Annotated in this window: 19 protein-coding genes; 12 read left to right on the forward strand and 7 right to left on the reverse strand. The window is 61.0% G+C overall.

Annotated features, from left to right (window positions below):
- Positions 1-47: 47 nt before the first annotated feature.
- Complete coding sequence (locus J9788_RS11620; protein WP_033642313.1) at positions 48-692, reverse strand: TetR/AcrR family transcriptional regulator; 645 nt, start codon at positions 690-692, stop codon at positions 48-50.
- A 175-nt stretch (positions 693-867) separates the two neighbouring features.
- Between J9788_RS11620 and J9788_RS11625 the strand changes: the two genes are divergently transcribed.
- The 3 genes from J9788_RS11625 to dapF all read left to right on the forward strand — a co-directional run bounded on the left by J9788_RS11625 (position 868) and on the right by dapF (position 2,566).
- Positions 868-1,125 carry a DUF1471 domain-containing protein gene (locus tag J9788_RS11625; protein ID WP_033642312.1) on the forward strand — a complete coding sequence of 86 codons (258 nt, stop codon included), beginning with the start codon at positions 868-870 and terminating at the stop codon, positions 1,123-1,125.
- Between the two features lie 194 nt (positions 1,126-1,319).
- Entirely contained in the window at positions 1,320-1,577 is a 258-nt protein-coding gene (locus J9788_RS11630; protein WP_046896874.1) for a YdgH/BhsA/McbA-like domain containing protein, read from the forward strand.
- Positions 1,578-1,690: 113 nt separating this feature from the next.
- Entirely contained in the window at positions 1,691-2,566 is an 876-nt protein-coding gene (gene dapF / locus J9788_RS11635; RefSeq protein WP_069100137.1) for a diaminopimelate epimerase, read from the forward strand.
- Here the strand turns inward: dapF and J9788_RS11640 are convergent.
- Positions 2,541-3,839 (reverse strand): SLC13 family permease, encoded by a 1,299-nt coding sequence (locus tag J9788_RS11640; RefSeq protein ID WP_182074543.1) that lies wholly within the window; start codon positions 3,837-3,839, stop codon positions 2,541-2,543. The genes dapF and J9788_RS11640 overlap by 26 nt on opposite strands.
- A gap of 85 nt (positions 3,840-3,924) precedes the next feature.
- Positions 3,925-4,830 (reverse strand): helix-turn-helix domain-containing GNAT family N-acetyltransferase, encoded by a 906-nt coding sequence (locus tag J9788_RS11645; protein WP_080350167.1) that lies wholly within the window; start codon positions 4,828-4,830, stop codon positions 3,925-3,927.
- 481 nt (positions 4,831-5,311) lie between these two features.
- Here J9788_RS11645 and J9788_RS11650 point away from each other — a divergent pair, with 481 nt between their 5' ends.
- From J9788_RS11650 to J9788_RS11670, 5 genes are all read left to right on the forward strand, one after another.
- Complete coding sequence (locus tag J9788_RS11650; RefSeq protein WP_046896870.1) at positions 5,312-5,983, forward strand: CsgG/HfaB family protein; 672 nt, start codon at positions 5,312-5,314, stop codon at positions 5,981-5,983.
- Between the two features lie 18 nt (positions 5,984-6,001).
- Complete coding sequence (locus tag J9788_RS11655; RefSeq protein WP_046896869.1) at positions 6,002-6,358, forward strand: DUF4810 domain-containing protein; 357 nt, start codon at positions 6,002-6,004, stop codon at positions 6,356-6,358.
- Positions 6,355-7,011, forward strand: coding sequence for a DUF799 domain-containing protein (locus tag J9788_RS11660; RefSeq protein ID WP_046896868.1), 657 nt, complete (start codon positions 6,355-6,357; stop codon positions 7,009-7,011). Before J9788_RS11655 ends, J9788_RS11660 begins: the two co-directional genes overlap by 4 nt.
- Before the next feature lie 112 nt (positions 7,012-7,123).
- On the forward strand, positions 7,124-8,614 hold the full coding sequence (gene amyA, locus J9788_RS11665) for an alpha-amylase (RefSeq protein WP_046896867.1): 1,491 nt from the start codon (positions 7,124-7,126) through the stop codon (positions 8,612-8,614).
- Positions 8,615-8,734: 120 nt separating this feature from the next.
- A complete protein-coding gene (locus J9788_RS11670; protein ID WP_033642304.1) occupies positions 8,735-9,583 on the forward strand; it encodes a PA4780 family RIO1-like protein kinase in 849 nt (282 codons plus the stop codon).
- Between the two features lie 8 nt (positions 9,584-9,591).
- Here J9788_RS11670 and J9788_RS11675 read toward each other — a convergent pair whose 3' ends face one another.
- Complete coding sequence (locus tag J9788_RS11675; protein ID WP_033642303.1) at positions 9,592-9,810, reverse strand: hypothetical protein; 219 nt, start codon at positions 9,808-9,810, stop codon at positions 9,592-9,594.
- A gap of 69 nt (positions 9,811-9,879) precedes the next feature.
- Here J9788_RS11675 and J9788_RS11680 point away from each other — a divergent pair, with 69 nt between their 5' ends.
- Positions 9,880-10,707, forward strand: coding sequence for an AraC family transcriptional regulator (locus tag J9788_RS11680; protein ID WP_182264914.1), 828 nt, complete (start codon positions 9,880-9,882; stop codon positions 10,705-10,707).
- On the opposite strand, the gene J9788_RS11685 is transcribed toward J9788_RS11680, so the two are convergent.
- The 3 genes from J9788_RS11685 to lsrG all read right to left on the reverse strand — a co-directional run bounded on the left by J9788_RS11685 (position 10,683) and on the right by lsrG (position 12,645).
- Entirely contained in the window at positions 10,683-11,276 is a 594-nt protein-coding gene (locus J9788_RS11685) for a LysE family translocator (RefSeq protein ID WP_033642301.1), read from the reverse strand. The two genes, J9788_RS11680 and J9788_RS11685, sit on opposite strands and share 25 nt — an antisense overlap.
- Before the next feature lie 82 nt (positions 11,277-11,358).
- Positions 11,359-12,264, reverse strand: a complete 906-nt coding sequence (locus tag J9788_RS11690) for an EamA family transporter (RefSeq protein ID WP_182264915.1) — start codon at positions 12,262-12,264, stop codon at positions 11,359-11,361.
- Positions 12,265-12,351: 87 nt separating this feature from the next.
- On the reverse strand, positions 12,352-12,645 hold the full coding sequence (gene lsrG / locus J9788_RS11695) for a (4S)-4-hydroxy-5-phosphonooxypentane-2,3-dione isomerase (RefSeq protein ID WP_033642299.1): 294 nt from the start codon (positions 12,643-12,645) through the stop codon (positions 12,352-12,354).
- A 193-nt stretch (positions 12,646-12,838) separates the two neighbouring features.
- On the opposite strand from lsrG, the gene lsrK reads away from it, so the two are divergent.
- The 3 genes from lsrK to J9788_RS11710 all read left to right on the forward strand — a co-directional run bounded on the left by lsrK (position 12,839) and on the right by J9788_RS11710 (position 16,785).
- On the forward strand, positions 12,839-14,404 hold the full coding sequence (gene lsrK / locus J9788_RS11700) for an autoinducer-2 kinase (RefSeq protein ID WP_182264916.1): 1,566 nt from the start codon (positions 12,839-12,841) through the stop codon (positions 14,402-14,404).
- A gap of 219 nt (positions 14,405-14,623) precedes the next feature.
- Positions 14,624-15,808 carry an MFS transporter gene (locus J9788_RS11705; RefSeq protein WP_046896863.1) on the forward strand — a complete coding sequence of 395 codons (1,185 nt, stop codon included), beginning with the start codon at positions 14,624-14,626 and terminating at the stop codon, positions 15,806-15,808.
- Positions 15,809-15,867: 59 nt separating this feature from the next.
- Positions 15,868-16,785 (forward strand): LysR family transcriptional regulator, encoded by a 918-nt coding sequence (locus J9788_RS11710; RefSeq protein ID WP_046896862.1) that lies wholly within the window; start codon positions 15,868-15,870, stop codon positions 16,783-16,785.
- Positions 16,786-16,825 lie beyond the last annotated feature (40 nt).

Raw genomic sequence — 16,825 nt, forward strand, 5'->3', positions numbered from 1 at the left:
AGAAAAACGCTAACTGATCAGCATTGCGGTAAAAGCCGGGCCTGTTTCTACACCTTATTGCCAATCTGGCTGAGACGCGGCCACACCAGCATCAGCGCCTCCAGCAACCGCAACAGATCGTCCCGGCTTGCCCCTTCTCGCGCCTGCACCGACATGCCTTCAATGGTGCAAATCACGTATTTCGCCAGCAGCGCGGTATCGGTTTTCGCCAGCAGCTCGCCCTGCTGCACCTTGCGATCGAAGCAGGCCTTCAGCGCCGCTTCCTGCGCATGATGCTTTTTGCGCAGCATCTGGGCGACGTCGTCGGACGCGGACGACAGCGCAGCGGAGGCGCACACCATAAAGCAGCCGGAGGGGGTATCAGGATCGGTGAAGACCTGAACCGAAGAACGCACGTAAGCCTCGACGATCTCGGCCACCGGCACATCCTGTTCCAACAGCTGGTTGGTGCAGGTGGTGTATTTCTGCAGATAGCGCTCCACCGCCGCGCGGAACATCCCCTCTTTGTTGCCGAACTCGGCATACAGCGTCGGCGCCTTGGCGCCGGTCACTTCCACCAGATCGGCCAGCGAGGTGGCTTCATACCCGTGCCGCCAGAACAGATCGAGTGCGCTTTCCAACGCCCGGTCGCGATCAAATTGTTTGGGTCTGCCACGGCTTTTCTTGCCGCAAACCGCTTCATTGATGCTCATCGTTCCTCTCCTATCCCGCTCCACAGCAGGCTTAGCACAAATAACTTAACGATCATTATAAAAAAATATTGCGCCCTCGTCGAGAACCGATTAGCATTTAGTTATCGATCGTTAATAAAAATTAGCGAACCGGATTAAACCCTCTATTGACCGTTATCGAAAAGGAATTAACATCATGAAAAGCTTAAAACTAACCTTAGCCGCCCTCACTCTGGCCAGCGTTTCCTTCGGCAGCTTCGCCGCCGATTTGGTCACTAGCCAACCGGCCGACCAGCAAAAAGTGGGCGTCATCACCGTCAGCGGCGCGTCCGATTTGACCTCGCTGGAAAACAGCCTGGCCGCCAAAGCCGATCAGGCCGGCGCCAAATCCTTCCGCATCACCAGCGCCGGCGGCAACAACCAGCTGCATGGCACTGCAGAAATCTATCAATAACAAAGCATTAAGCCTGTGGACTGCATACCCTTATTGCTCACAATGCCAGGGCGTAAAAAAAAATTAATTAACGAGCATTAAAAAAATACTTGCAATCCGTCAAACCGGCATCTAGCATTAAATTATCGATCGTTAATTAATTTAACGACCTTACAAAACAAACATCGTAAAGAACACTGATAGGAAATAAGACCATGAAAAACCTGAAAATGACCATCGCAGCCATCGCACTGACTTCCGCCTCCTTCGGCAGCTTCGCCGCCGAACTGGTGAACGCGCAACCCGCCGACCTGCAAAAAGCCGGCGTCGTTACCGTCAGCGGCGCGTCCGACCTGAGCAGCCTGGAAAACAAACTGGCGGCCAAAGCCGACGCGGCGGGCGCCAAATCCTTCCAGATCATCGCCACTACCGGTGACAACAAACTGCACGGCACCGCGATCATCTACAATTAATGGCCGGATCGGCAATCGTGCAAAAGGGCGGCTCAGGCCGCCTTTTGTTTGCTTTAACGCCAACGTTCTGTTGTAAGCTGTAGCGACCTCTTCCCGCTGAGCCGAGCAACGTCATGACTCCCCTGCTGTTTCACAAATATCACGGTCTGGGCAACGACTACCTGGTATGCCATCGTTCGGTCGCCGATCGCCTGAGCCAGGAACAGATCCGCCTGCTGTGCCACCCGCATTACGGCATCGGTTCCGACGGCCTGCTGATCGACAGCGGCGACGCCGTCAATCCCACCCTGCGCATCATCAACCCGGACGGCTCCGAAGCGGAGAAAAGCGGCAACGGCTTGCGTATCTACGCGCGGTATCTGTTCGACAGCAAGCGCGTGGCGCATCAGCCATTTCTGGTGCACACCGCCGGCGGCGACGTGCGTTGCCAGGTGGCGGAAGACGCGCATCAGATAACCGTGGAGATGGGGCGCGCCAATTTCAGCCCGGCGGCGCTGCCGGCCTTGATCGATCTGCCGGAGGCGCTGAACTATCCGCTGCCCCTGAAGGAGGAGACGTTAAGCGTTTCGCTGGTGTCGATGGGCAACCCGCACTGCGTGGTGCCGGTGGAAAAACTGGATCTGGCGCAGGTGCATCGGCTCGGACCGCAGATTGAGCGCCATCCGCTGTTCCCGAAACGCACCAATGTACAACTGGTGGAAGTGGTCGATCGCCAGACGCTGCGTATCGGCATCTGGGAGCGCGGCGCCGGTTTTACCCTCGCCTCCGGCAGCAGCAGCTGCGCCGCCGCCAGCGTGATGCGCAAGTTGGGACGAGTCGGCGATCGGGTTAGTGTGCGGATGCCGGGCGGCGAACTGCAGATCGCCTTCAGCGGCGATTTTCAGGTCAGCATGCGCGGACCGGTGCATAAAATCGCCACCCTGACGCTGGACGAAGACTGCTTTGCCGGCGGCGCGGGGCTGTTTACGGGATCCACCCCAGCAGCCTGAACCACAGATAGTCCAACGGCACCAGCAGTGCGAAGCTGAGCGCGGCCAACAGCAGGCACAGCTTTAGCCCTTCGCGCGCCGGCACTTTGCCCATCCCCATCGCCACCACGATCGGTGAGGCCTGATACGGCAACAGCGGCGTGGCGTAACCGATCACCTGGGTCATCAGCACCGTCAGCAGCGGCAAGCCGCTGCCTGCGGACAACGCCTGCGCCAGCGGGGTAAACAGCGCCGGCACGCCGTTGGCGGTCACCACGAAATTCAACAGCGCGGTGATCCCCACCAGCGAACCGAATGCGGTAAACGGCTTGCCGTGCAGATCCGGCATCATCGCCAGCAGCGCGCCACCCAACCGATCGCCGAGCCCCGAGTGGCTGACCAATGCGGTCAGCCCCAGGATCCCTGCCACGTAAATACAGGTGCGCACGTTGACCCCGGCGGCGAACTGCTCGCCGTTGAGAAAACCGATGCGCGGCAACAGGCAGAAGCAGGCCGCCGCCAACCCGATCCAGGCGGGGGCGATGCCGTGCCAGCTGTCGGTCATCCACAGCAGCACCGTAATGCCCAACAGCGCGATCAGTCGCCACTCGGCGGCGCTGAGCGGCGTTTGCCCCGCCTCGGCCGCCACTGGCTGCGGCCGGGCACGGAACAGGCCGCAGATGCACAGCGTCAGCAGCGCGCCTTTGGCCAACCCGAGCACCGGAGCGTGCAACAGCAGATAAGAGAGATAAGCGAAGTGGCTGCCGTAGGCGCTTTCCGCCGCACCGCTCATCACCAGGTTAGGCACGTTGGCCGGCAGGATGCTGGCGGAAAGCTGGAAGGTGCCGAACCCCACCGCCAGCGCCAAACCGATGCGGCCGCGCGAGCCTTCCGCCAGGCCGGCGCGCTCGGCCAACGCCATGACGATCGGCATCAGCAGCGTAATGCGCCCCATATTGGAGGGCATGACAAACGCCAACGCGTAGCTTATCGCCACCACGCCGCCCACCAGGCGCGGCCAGGAACCGGCCAGATGCGGCAAGAGTCGGTTGGCAAGGCGATCCGCCAAGCCGGTGCTGCGGATGGCGGTGCCCAACACGAAACCGCTGAGCACCAACCAGAATGCGGAAGACGCGAAACCGGAAAAGGTCACCGCGGCGGGTGCCAGCTGCAATACCATCACCGCCGCAAAGAACAGCAGCGCGACCAAATACTCCGGCAAACGGGCGCTGGCCCATAGCGCGATGACCACCAGCGTGACCAGCGCGGACAGCGCCATCGGATCCCCCAACATAATTCTCCTCCCTGATAAAACGTTGTGATTGTTATCAAACGGTTAACAGGGTGACACAAGGCGCGGGCGTTAACCTTGAAACCGCTCACATATCGTCGTTCTGCAGATTTTTCAGCATGCACACATTGCAGCCGTGGTGGCCGGTATTGCCGCGCCGTTCCGTCAGCAGCGTGAAACCCAGCGCGTAATACAACCCGATCGCCTCTTTCAACTGTTCGGTGGTTTCCAGGTAGCAGTAGCGGTACCCCGCCGCCCGCGCCGCCTTCAGCGCCTGCACCACCATATAGCGCGCCATGCCCAGCCCGCGCGCACCGGGTTTGAAGAACAGTTTTTGTAGTTCGCAATAGCCGGGCTCTTCGCCGGCCAGCGGCGCCATGCCGACGCCCCCCACCACCTGCCCGTCCCGCTCCAGCACCCAGTAGCGGCCGCCGTTGTCATGATACAGGCCGGTCAGCCGATCGAGATCCGGATCGTGCAGGCTGACCCCTTCCATCTTGTCCATGCCGTACTCGCGAAACACCTCGCGAATGATCGCCGCCATCGCCGCATCGTCGCGCGCGGCGATCGGCCGCACCCGCAGATTGGCGTCGCGCTGTTTGCGCGCGCTGCGCAGCGCCGCGGTCATCTTTTTCATCGCCGCAGTGGTGCTCGCCAGCTCATCGTCATCCAACTGCGCCAGCGCCGCCTGCATAAAGCCGTCGGCGTCGTTCTCGATGCCGGCCAGCGTCTTGCCGCCCTGTTTACTCAGCCGATGCAGGTTGTGCCGCCTGTCATCCGGATGATCCACCGTTTCTATCACGCCGGCGGCCACCAGGCTGCGCAGCGCCCGGCTGGCGCTGGCCTTGTCGATGCACAGCCGGGCCGCCAGCTCGGTGACGCCCAGCGGCTGCTCGCTAACTTCGATCATCAGATGGATCTGCAGCGGCGAAAAGCGCGAGCCGTTGCTCTGCTTGTTCAACATGCCGAATTCTCTGACCAAATTGCGCGCCAATGCTCTGAAATCCCTGATGTTCACAATTGATATCCCCAATCAGCTACCGATAAAAAATGAGATTTAGTTGATAGTGTTACCTAATTCTCAATACCTTAACGGATCATCAAACCGCCATGAACCCCGGTATAACAGAGGAGCTGATGCAAAACGTTACATCACCCAATATATTAAACTAATTAATTCAAAAAAATCAGAATAAAAATTCATTAATTTAGTTTTGATAAAACAATAAACCAGTTAAAAACCATACAATCGTGAAAGAATCTGCGAATAAGAGCAGAAATCGATATCAATCCATTGCATTACAATAGGTTACAATAATGTTAATAGCGGCATTAATGCCGATATCTTGTTGTAATTTGTTACATATTCATGGCAGGATCGCGACGCTTCCATAACGGCGACAACGCTCGTGATGGAAACATCGGGCGCGGGTTGCTCCCGCGCCGTTTTATGCTCATGGAGAGATCGCATGCCAATGAAAAAATCACTCGCCGTCTGTTCCGTCGCCCTTTCCGTCACTTTACTGGCGGGCTGCGCGACCGAATCCTCCCGCTCTTTGGAAGTGCCGAAAGTGGCTTCCTACAACACCTCTTATCAGGGCCCACGCAGCCCTATCGCCGTCGGCAAATTCGACAACCGCTCCAGCTACATGAATGGCATCTTCTCCGATGGCGTCGATCGGCTGGGCAATCAGTCCAAGACTATCCTGATCACGCATTTGCAGCAGACTGGCCGTTTCAACGTGCTGGATCGCGCCAACATGGAAGAGTTGAAAACTGAAGCCGGCATTAAAGGGAAAGCACAAACGCTGAAAGGCGCCAACTATGTGATTACCGGCGATGTCACCGAATTCGGCCGCAAAGAAGTCGGCGATCATCAGCTGTGGGGCATTTTGGGCCGTGGTAAATCACAGGTCGCTTACGCCAAAGTTAATCTGAACGTCGTGAACGTACAGACCTCAGAAGTCGTCTATTCCTCTCAGGGCGCCGGTGAATACGAACTGTCCAATCGCGAAATCATCGGTTTCGGGGGCACCGCCAGCTACGACTCCACCCTTAACGGCAAGGTGCTGGATCTGGCCGTGCGTGAAGCCGTCAATAACCTGGTTACCGGTATCGAAAACGGCGCATGGCGCCCTGCTCACTAACGGACTAGAAGCAGAAAGATGATAACTAAAAAAATGGGCGGGGCGCTGTTTGCAGCGACCCTGTTGGCCGGCTGCGCCGCGCCGAAAACGCTTTACAATTGGGATGGCTACCAAACTTCTCTTTATCAATACTACCAGCAGGATGGGCAAAGCCCTGAGCAGCAGATCGCTACGCTGAAAGAGATCGTCGAGAAATCCCGCGCCAAGGATAAAGCCGTACCGCCGGGGCTGCATGCGCAACTGGGTCTGCTGTACAGCAAAACCGGCAACGACGGACAAGCCATGAATGAATTCAACACGGAAAAAACGCTGTTCCCGGAATCGGCACCGTTTATGAATTTCCTGATGGCCAAGGATAAGGGGAGCTTTAAATGAAGCGTGTACTCACTTTCCTCAGCGTTACCGCCATCCTGTTGCTGAGCGGCTGTGCCAAGCAAACGCCTTATGACTATGCGGCATTCCATGAGAGCAAGCCGAAGTCGATCCTGGTCTTGCCGCCGGTTAATCAGTCGCCGGATGTCAAAGCCAGCCACAGCGTGCTCGCCAGTACAACCTTACCGCTGGCCGAGGCCGGTTACTATGTGCTGCCGGTCGCTGTAGTGGAGGAAACCTTCCTGCAAAACGGTCTAACCAACGCCAACGACATCCGCGCCGTCAGTCCGAAAAAACTGCACCAGATTTTCGGCGCCGACACCGTGCTGTACCTGGATGTCACGCAATACGGTACCAGCTACATGGTGATCAGCAGCGAAACTCGCGTTACCGTAGCCGCTCGCCTGGTTGACCTGCGCAACGGCAAACAGCTGTGGGCCGGCACCGCCACCGCATCCAGCAACGAAGGCAACAACAATTCCGGTGGCCTGCTGGGCATGGTGATCAGCGCCGCGATTTCACAAATCGCGGATACCATCAGCGACAAAGGGTTCGACATTGGCGCCATCGCCAACACTCGCCTCCTGTCGGCAACAGGTCAGAACGGCGCCATTCTTTATGGCCCGCGCTCGCCTCATTACGCCAGCCAGCGTTAAGCAGTCTCTCGGGCGGCCTTCTCGGGCCGCCTATGCCAAACTTGTCCCTTTTGCCAAAAGTAGCCCATGCTTTAACTGCTCCTTTCCTTCTGGCTAACCGGGACGCTGGCTCATGACGAAAAAAACCACCCTGCTGCAATTCTTCCACTGGTACTACCCCGACGGCGGCAAACTGTGGCAGGAGGCCGCAGAACGCGCCCCGCACCTCGCCGAACTGGGCATTACCGATCTGTGGCTACCGCCCGCCTACAAAGGCGCTTCCGGCGGTTACTCCGTCGGTTACGACACCTACGATCTGTTCGATCTGGGCGAGTTTGACCAGAAAGGCAGCGTGGCCACCAAATACGGCGACAAGGCGGCGCTCGAACACGCCGCCACTGCGCTGCGCGAACACGGCGTGGGGGTGATTTACGACGTGGTGTTCAACCACAAGCTCGGCGCGGACGAAAAAGAACGGGTACACGTGTTCAAAGTGGACGCCAACAACCGCAACGACATTGACGACCAGGGCTTCGACGCGCTGGCCTATACCCGCTTCACCTTCCCCGGCCGCCAGGGCGCGCATTCCGAGTTTATCTGGGATTACAAATGCTTCAGCGGCGTCGATTACGTTGAGCAGCCGGACGATAAAGGGGTGTTTAAAATCGCCAACGACTACGGCGACGACGGCTGGAACGATCAGGTCGACGACGAGAAAGGCAACTACGACTACCTGATGGGCGCCGACGTGGAGTTCCGCAACGCTGCCGTGACGGAGGAGCTCAAATACTGGGCGCGCTGGCTGCTGGACACGCTGCCGTGCGACGGCTTCCGCCTGGACGCCGCCAAACACATTCCCGCCTGGTTTTTCAAAGAGTGGGCGGATCACGTGCGCGACAGCGCGCAGCGCGATCTGTTTATCGTCGCCGAATACTGGTCGCACGATCTCAGCGCGCTGCAACAATACATCGAGTTGGTGGACGGCAAAGTGATGCTGTTCGACGTGGCGCTGCACCTGAAGTTTCATCAGGCGTCGAAACAGGGCGACGGCTTCGACATGGCGCAGATCTTCACCGATACCCTGACCGCCGCCGATCCGGCCCACGCGGTGACGCTGGTGGCCAACCACGATACCCAGCCGCTGCAATCGCTGGAGGCGCCGGTGGAACCCTGGTTCAAACCGCTGGCCTACGCGCTGATCCTGCTGCGTGAACAGGGCGTGCCCTGCGTGTTTTACCCCGACCTTTATGGCGCCAGTTACCGCGATAAAGGGCGCGACGGCGGCGAATACCCGATCGACATGCCGGCGATCCCGGAGCTGGAGAAGCTGATCGCCGCCCGCCAGCGCTTCGCCAACGGCCCGCAAACCGACTACTTCGACGACAGCCACTGCGTGGCCTTCAGCCGCGCCGGCACCGCCGACGCCCCCGGCTGCGTGGTGGTGTTGACCAACGGCGGCGAAAGCGGCAAGACGGTCGCGCTCGGCGCCGATCTGGCGCGCACCGCCTGGCGCGATTTCCTCGGTAACCGCCAGGAGGAAATCACCACCGACGACCAGGGCAGCGCCCATTTCCCGGTCAACGCCGGCAGCGTCAGCGTCTGGGTGCCGACAGGCAGCCTGTGAACGCCCGCCGCCGCGCAATGATGCCGCGGCGGCAAAACTAATGTTTGCCTTTCGGGTCTAACTTACGCTATCAACTGCGCAAGCCATTCACACCGGAGCCTAAATAGGGTACAAGGCTGCATGAAAATTCCAAAACGACTCCAGCCGCTGGTGGATGACGGGTTAATCGACGAAGTCATCCGCCGTTTGAAAAGCGGCAAAGAAGCCGACGTGTTTATCGTGCGCTGCGGCGATGAGATCCGCTGCGCCAAAGTGTACAAAGAAGCCGAGAAGCGCAACTTCAAGCAGGCCGTGCACTACCAGGAAGGGCGCAAGGTGCGCAACAGCCGCGACGCGCGCGCCATGAGCAAAGGCTCCAAATTCGGCCGTCAGCAACAGGAAGAAGCCTGGCAGAACACCGAAGTGGACGCGCTGTATCTGCTGGCCAGGGCCGGGGTGCGGGTGCCGCAGCCGGACATCTGCCTGGACGGCGTGCTGCTGATGGAGCTGATCACCGACGAGGAAGGCCTGGTGGCGCCGCGTCTGAGCGATGTCATCCTGACGCCGGAACAGGCGCGCGCCGATCATGCTTTGATGATGAACTACGCGGTGCGCATGCTGTGCGCCGGCTTGGTGCACGGCGATCTGTCGGAATTCAACGTGCTGATGGATAAAGACGGGCCGGTGATCATCGATCTGCCGCAGGTGGTGGACGCCGCCGCCAACAACCACGCCAAAAGCATGTTCGAGCGCGATATCGACAATCTGGCGGAATATTACGGCCAATTTGCCCCGGAGCTGCGCGACAGCCAATATGCCAAAGAGATCTGGGCGCTGTATCAGGAAGGCACGCTGACGCCGGACAGCGTCCTCAGCGGCCGATTCAGCGAAATTCAGAAGCGCGCCGACGTCGGCTCGGTGCTGGAAGAGATCCAGGCCGCCAGCGAGGAACATCAGCGCCGCCTCATGGCGCGCAACGCGGAAGAGTAACGCCCGCGCTACTCGACGCGAAACACGTCCGGCCGCTGCGGGGTCGCGGCTTCGTGATAGATATCCCCCAGATAGCCGGCGATCTCCTCTTCGCGCAGATCCGCCGGCAACACGATATCGTAGCTGGGGGCATATTTGCGCTCCGGCAGCGTCACGCGGAACAGCCGCCATTCGTCCCCGATACGCTTCACGCCTACCAGGCGGCCGAACACGTTAAAAATCATCATCCGCCATTCCCCTTTTCGTCGCTTTCAGGCTATAACACTGTGATGCCGCCGCAGTGAAAAGGAAAGCGCATGAGTGAAAAAACGCCCCAGTTCTGGCGCGACCCGCAGTTGCCTTTTGTCGAAGCGCGCGCCATCAATGATGGCCGCAAAGTGTGCTACAGCCTGCACAGCCACGAATTCTTTTCCATCGGCGCCATCACCGGCGGCGTCAGCACCTATATCAACGGCGAGCGGCGCATGCAGGTCGGCGCCGGCGATGTGGTTGTCATCAATCCGCAGCAGGCGCATGCCTGCAACCCGATCGCCGACCGCCGTTGGTCATACATCATGTTCTATCTCGATCTCGCCTGGCTCGGCGCGCTGCAGCAGGAAATGATGGGCGGCGACGGCGACCGCTTTGTCCCCTTCAGCCGGCCGCTCAGCCGCGATCCGGCGCTGTTCAACGGGCTGAACCAACTGTATGCGCTGCTGACGAACGCGCAGTGCGGCGCGCTGGAAAAACAGATCGCCCTGGTGGAGTATTTCAGCGCCCTGCAGCTCGCGCTGGGCAGCGGCAGCCAGCCGGAGACGCCGCCGCACCCCCGACTGGAAGCGGCGGCGGCGTTTATCGACGCGCACTGCACTCAGTCGCTGACGCTGGAAGACATTTGCCGCGCCGCCGCGCTCTCGCCCTCCTACCTGATCCGCGCCTTCCGCCAGCGCTACGGCATGACGCCGCACGCCTATCTGGTCAATCGCCGCGTGCAGCACGGCCATCGGCTGTTGAAAAGCGGTCTGCCGATCGCCGCGGCTGCCAGCGAAAGCGGCTTTGCCGATCAGGCGCACTTCCAGCGCACCTTCAAACAGCTGCTGGCCGCCACGCCCGGCCAGTATCAAAAACCCTCCGCCAACAGATAGCAGGCGCTGGCCGCCAGCAACGCCGCCATCGCACGATTGAAACGCTGTACGTTGCGCGCCTGCCTGAGCAGGCCGCGCAACATCGCGCCAACGTAAGCCCAGCAGGCCACCGAAGCATAGCAAATCACGAAGTAGAGCCCGGCGAACTGCCACAGCAGCCGGATGTCGCCGTCGCCGACAAACGCCCCGAGGCTGGCCACCGACGCCAGCCACGCCTTGGGGTTCAGCCATTGCATCAGCGCGCCGTACCAACAGGAAGGCGCCTGCGCCTCGCCGTTGCCCAGCCTGCCGTCGTCAAACGCCAGCCGGTAGGCCATAAACAGCAGGAAGGCCACGCCGGCCCATTGGATCAAGCGGGTCAACGCCGGCCACAGGATCAGCAGTTGGTGCATACCCAAACCCAGCAGCACCAGCAACAGGGTAAACCCCAGCGTGGCGCCGAACACGTGACGCTGGGTCGCGCCAAAGCCGAACTGCGCCCCGGCGCTCAATGCAACGATGTTGACCGGGCCGGGCGTGATGGAGGCCGCCAGCGCAAATGCGGCCATGGAAAGGTAGATATTATTCATGAGGGCACCTGAGGAAAAATTCACAAGCGCCAGAATGCCGGGCCACGCCGACAACGTATTGAACAGAATTGCCCTGTTAGGTTTAGCGCACCGCGACGGCCCGTCGGCGCGGCAACCCGAAGGTATTGACCGCCATACCGGCCAGCACCAGCAACGCGCCGCCGAACTGCGCCGGTGACAGCGCTTCGTCCAGCAGCAGCCAGGCGGCGAACAGCCCGACCAGCGGCACCAGCAGCGTCAGCGGCGCGACGCGCCAGGTTTCGTAGCGCCCCAGCAGGCTGCCCCACACCGAATAACCGAACAGCGTGGCGGCGAACGCCAGATAGGCAACCGCCAGCCAGGTGCCGACCTGCACATGGCTCAGGCTGGCCAGCACCGCCTGCGGGCCGTCGAACAGCCAGCTGCAAATCAGGAACGGCAGTACCGGGATCGGCGCGCTCCACACCACCAGCGACAAAATGTTGCGCTGCGGGAAACCGACCAGGATCTTCTTGTTGGTCAGGTTGCCCAGCGCCCAGGAGAACGCCGCCGCCAGGGTCAGCAGCAGGCCCGCCAGGGGGACCGCGCCGCTGCCCGGCTTATGCAAGCTGGCCTGCGCCAGCGCCAGCATGCCGCCGCTGGCGATAGCGATGCCGACGAAATGATTGACGCGCAGCTTTTCGCCCATCAGCACGACACCCAACAGCAGGGTGAAGAACACCTGCGCCTGCAACACCAGCGAGGCCAACCCCGCCGGCATGCCCACCTTGATGGCGACAAACAGAAAGGCAAACTGCGCGAAGCTCATGGTCATGCCGTAGAGCAACAGCCATTTCCACGGGATGGTCGGGCGCGGGATAAAGAAGATCGCCGGCAACGCCACCAGTAAAAAACGCATCCCGGCCAACAGGAACGGCGGCATCCCCTGCAGGCCGAACTTGATTACCACGAAATTCACGCCCCAGATCACCACCACCAACAGCGCCAACAGCCGATCGCGCAATGTCATCCTCGCCCCGCTTATCCCATTGAAAATTCGCTTTGCCTTGCAGGTTACAACCAAACCGGGCGCATGGACACCGGCAAACGCCGGCGTTTATTCCGGCATCAGGCCAATGAAGGTGGTTTTCTTGCGCGGGCCGGTCATCAGCGCTTCCAGCTTCTCCACGCACTGCAGATAGTGTGGGGTCTGCTTATGCGCCGCCACCGCCTGCTCGTCGCGATAGGCTTCGTAGATGTAAAACCGCGTCGGAATATGCTCATCCTGCAGCACGTCGAAACGCAGGTTGCCCGGCTCTTCGATCGCCCCCAGATGATTGGCGCGGAAAACGTCGATAAATTCGTCGATCTTGTCCTGTTTAACGTTGATCTCTACCAATGTGACGTGCATGACAGCTCCTTGTTTAAACGGCGCGCCGCAGCATGGCGCTTTCCAACCATAGGTTTATTCCCGTCGATTGCCCTGCCGCAACGGCAATTTTGCCGCCTGGCTCACAAATCGCACCGGCGATGCCCACTCCGCCCCCGGCGAGGGAAGACGGCGGCATCTATAGTTACTATTCCTCCCCCTGAGAGCATAGGCTATGGATAACTACTTGATGGCGCTGGACGCAGGAACAGGCAGCATTCGCGCGGTGATCTTCGATCTGGCGGGCAATCAGATCGCGCACGGTCAGGCGGAGTGGCAACACCTCGCGGTGCCGGGCGTGCCCGGCTCGATGGAATTCGATCTCAACCGCAACTGGCAGTTGGCCTGCCAGTGCATCCGCCAGGCGTTGCAGCGCGCGGGGCTGGGCGCGCAGGCGATCCGTGCGGTGGCCTGCTGCTCGATGCGTGAAGGCATCGTTCTGTACGATCGCAACGGCGTGCCGATCTGGGCCTGCGCCAATGTCGATGCGCGCGCCAGCCATGAAGTCAGCGAACTGAAAGAGTTGCACAACCAAGGCTTCGAACGTGAGGTCTACCAGTACTCCGGCCAGACGCTGGCACTGAGCGCCATGCCGCGCCTGCTGTGGCTGGCGCACCATCGGCCGGACATCTATCGCCAGGCGGCGACGCTGACCATGATCAGCGACTGGCTGGCCTACATGCTGAGCGGCGAGCTGGCGGTCGATCCTTCCAACGCCGGTACTACCGGCATGCTGGATCTGACCAGCCGCGACTGGCGGCCGGCGCTGCTCGATATGGCCGGGCTGCGCGCCGATATTCTGTCGCCGGTGAAAGAGACCGGCAGCGTGCTGGGGCGCGTCACCGAGCAGGCGGCACAGGAGAGCGGGCTGCTGCGCGGCACCCCGGTGGTGATGGGCGGCGGCGACGTGCAGCTCGGCAGCCTGGGGCTCGGCATCGTGCGCGCCGGGCAGACGGCGGTGCTCGGCGGCACCTTCTGGCAGCAAATCGTCAACCTGCCGGAACCGGCCATCGATCCGGAAATGAACATCCGCATTAACCCTCACGTCATTCCCGGCATGGCGCAGGCGGAATCCATCAGCTTCTTTACCGGCCTGACCATGCGCTGGTTCCGCGACGCTTTCTGCGCCGAAGAGAAACTGCTGGCGGAGCGACTGGGGATCGACGCTTACAGCCTGCTGGAAGAGATGGCGGCCAGGGTGCCGCCGGGCGCCTACGGCGTGATGCCGATCTTTTCCGACGCCATGCATTTCAAAACCTGGTATCACGCGGCGCCGTCATTCATCAACATGTCTATCGATCCTGAACGCTGCAACAAACAAACGCTGTTCCGCGCGCTGGAGGAGAATGCCGCCATCGTCTCCGCCTGTAATCTGGAACAGATCGCCGCCTTCTCCGGCGTGCAGGCCCGCTCGCTGGTGTTCGCCGGCGGTGGTGCCAAAGGCAAACTGTGGAGCCAAATCCTCAGCGACGTCACCGGCCTGACGGTGCGCGTGCCGGTGGTGAAAGAAGCCACCGCGCTGGGCTGCGCGATCGCCGCCGGCGTCGGCGCCGGGCTTTACGCGTCGCTGGCCGAAACCGGCGAGCAGCTGGTGCGCTGGGAGCGTGAACATCAGCCGGACATGACCCACCACGCCTTGTATCAGGAGCAGAAGGAAAACTGGCGGCAGGTTTACGCCGATCAGCTGACGCTGGTGGATAACGGCCTGACCACCTCCATGTGGAAAGCGCCGGGGCTCTAGCGCCGCGCGCGTTCCGGTCATAACCTTATACCGTTTTATTCCTTTCCCCTTGGCGCGGCGCAAGCCGCGTTTTAACTCGCTGCCGTCATTGTTCCCCCTCAGAAACAGTGTAACCACCGTGAATGGATTTATCCGCCGCTCTCGCCTGCCGTAAATTGTGATTTCGGTCACGCCGCGCCCCGAGCGCGGCCTGCGCATTCACCTGAGAAGAGCGGCATTATGCTGAATAATAAAGATAACCCTGCATCATCCCCGTGGCCGGCGATCTTCTCGCTGACGGTCGCCTGTTTTGTCATGGTCACCACCGAGTTTCTGCCGATCGGCCTGCTGACCAACATCGCCCCTTCGCTGGGCGTCAGTACCGGCACCGCCGGGCTGATGGTCACCATGCCCGGCATCGTGGCAGCGGTGGCCGCACCCGCATTGAGCCTGATGTCCGGCCGCCTGGATCGGCGTTTATTGATGCTGGGGCTGTCGCTGCTGCTGGTGGTATCCAATCTGGTGGCGGCGCTGGCCGTCAACTTTCCGATGATGTTGCTCGGCCGCGTGCTGCTGGGCATCTGCGTCGGCGGCTTCTGGTCGTTCGCCGCCAACTATGGCCGCCATCTGGTGCCGGAAGCCAGCCAGGGGCGAGCCACCGCGCTGATCCTCAGCGGCGTTTCGGTCGGCGCGGTATGCGGCGTGCCGATCGGCGCACTGGTCGGCGATCTGTTCGGCTGGCGCGCCGCCTTCTTCGGCGGTGCGGCGCTGGCGGTCGGCGTACTGTTGGCGCAGCTGCGTTTACTCACGTCGGTACCGCCTTCCCGACCGGTCACGCCGCGCGATCTGGTGCTGCCGCTGCGTCTGCCGATGGCGCGCATCGGCCTGATCGCCATCGTGCTGCTGTTCATCGGCCACTTCGCCGCCTACACCTATCTGCGGCCCCTGCTGCTGCAGGTGTTCGTGCTCAGCCCGTCGGCCATCTCGCTGCAGCTGTTGGCCTATGGCGCCATCGGCCTGCTAGGCACCTTCCTCGGCGAACGCCTGGGGGAATACAGCCTGCGCGCCACCTTTATCCTGATCGCCGCCATGCTGGCGGGCATCCTGATCGTTTCACCGCTGCTCAGCGGCCTCGGCGGCGCCACACTGATGGTGCTGGTGTGGGGGCTGGCCTTTGGCGCCGTGCCGGTCTGCGCCACCAACTGGATGTTCGCCGCGGTGCCACAGGCGCCGGAAGCCGGCCAGGCGCTGCTGGTGTGCGTCGTTCAGATTGCGCTGGCCTCCGGCGCATTGCTGGGCGGTGAGGTGGTGGACTGGCAGGGCGTCAGCAGCGCCATGCTGTTCGGCGGCGCGCTGATCCTCTCCGCCGCTCTGGTGTTCGGTCTCAGCTTGCGCGCCGGCGTGATTGGCGCTAAACAGTGTTAATCATTATCTATCTGCAGAAACACGCCCCGGCCACCGCCGGGGCATGGCGTTGAGAACCTATGGACCATCATTTGCTCGCTATCCGGGTATTTAATCGCGTCGTGGAAACCGGCGGCTTTACCCGCGCCGCCGATTCGCTGGGCATGCCGAAAGCGACGGTCACCAAGCTGATCCAAAATCTGGAGGATCACCTGCAGACCAAACTGTTCCAGCGCACCACCCGCAGCGTGTCGGTCACCCGCGAAGGCGAATGCTATTACCAGAATACGGTGAAATGGCTGGCGGATTTGGAGCAGATGGAGGGCTGTCTGACCGAGTCGCAGAATTCTCCGCAGGGCGTGCTGCGCATCGATACCGGCAGCGGCACCGCCCGCCAACTGCTGTTGCCGGCGCTGCCCGGCTTTTTGGAACGCTACCCGCAAATCCAGATCGATCTCAGCATCGGCGATCGCGTTATCGATCTTATTAGCGACAGCACCGACTGCGTGATCCGCAGCGGTCCGTTGGCCGACTCCAGCCTGATCGCCCGGCGTCTGTTCGATCTGGACTGGGTCAGCTGCGCCACCCCGACTTATCTGGCGCGCCACGGCACCCCGCGCCACCCGTGCGATCTGGAACAGGGTTTTCCGATGGTGCACTACCGCCATCCGGTCAACGACCGCATCCATCCGCAACGCTATGTCGAGCGCGGCAAAGAGATCGCCATCCAACAGCGCTACCCGGTCAGCATCAATGAAGGCAACGCCCTGCTGGCGGCGAGCCTGGCCGGCCTGGGCATCATCCAGATCTATCGGTTTATGGCGCAGCCGCACCTCGAGCGCGGCGAACTGATCAGCCTGCTGCACGACTGGCAGCCGCCGCCGGAGCAGATGTACGTGGTCTACCCATCCAATCGCCACCTCAGCGGCAAGCTGCGGGCGTTCATCGACTGGGCGGTGGAGACTTTTGACAACGGCAAGATGAGCCGCACGTTGTAGCCGCACGCTGTGTGGTATTATTTACCGCATAGTGATTCAC

The sequence above is a fragment of the Serratia sp. X10 genome (genome assembly GCF_017811775.1).
Taxonomy (GTDB): Bacteria; Pseudomonadota; Gammaproteobacteria; order Enterobacterales; family Enterobacteriaceae; genus Serratia; species Serratia ureilytica.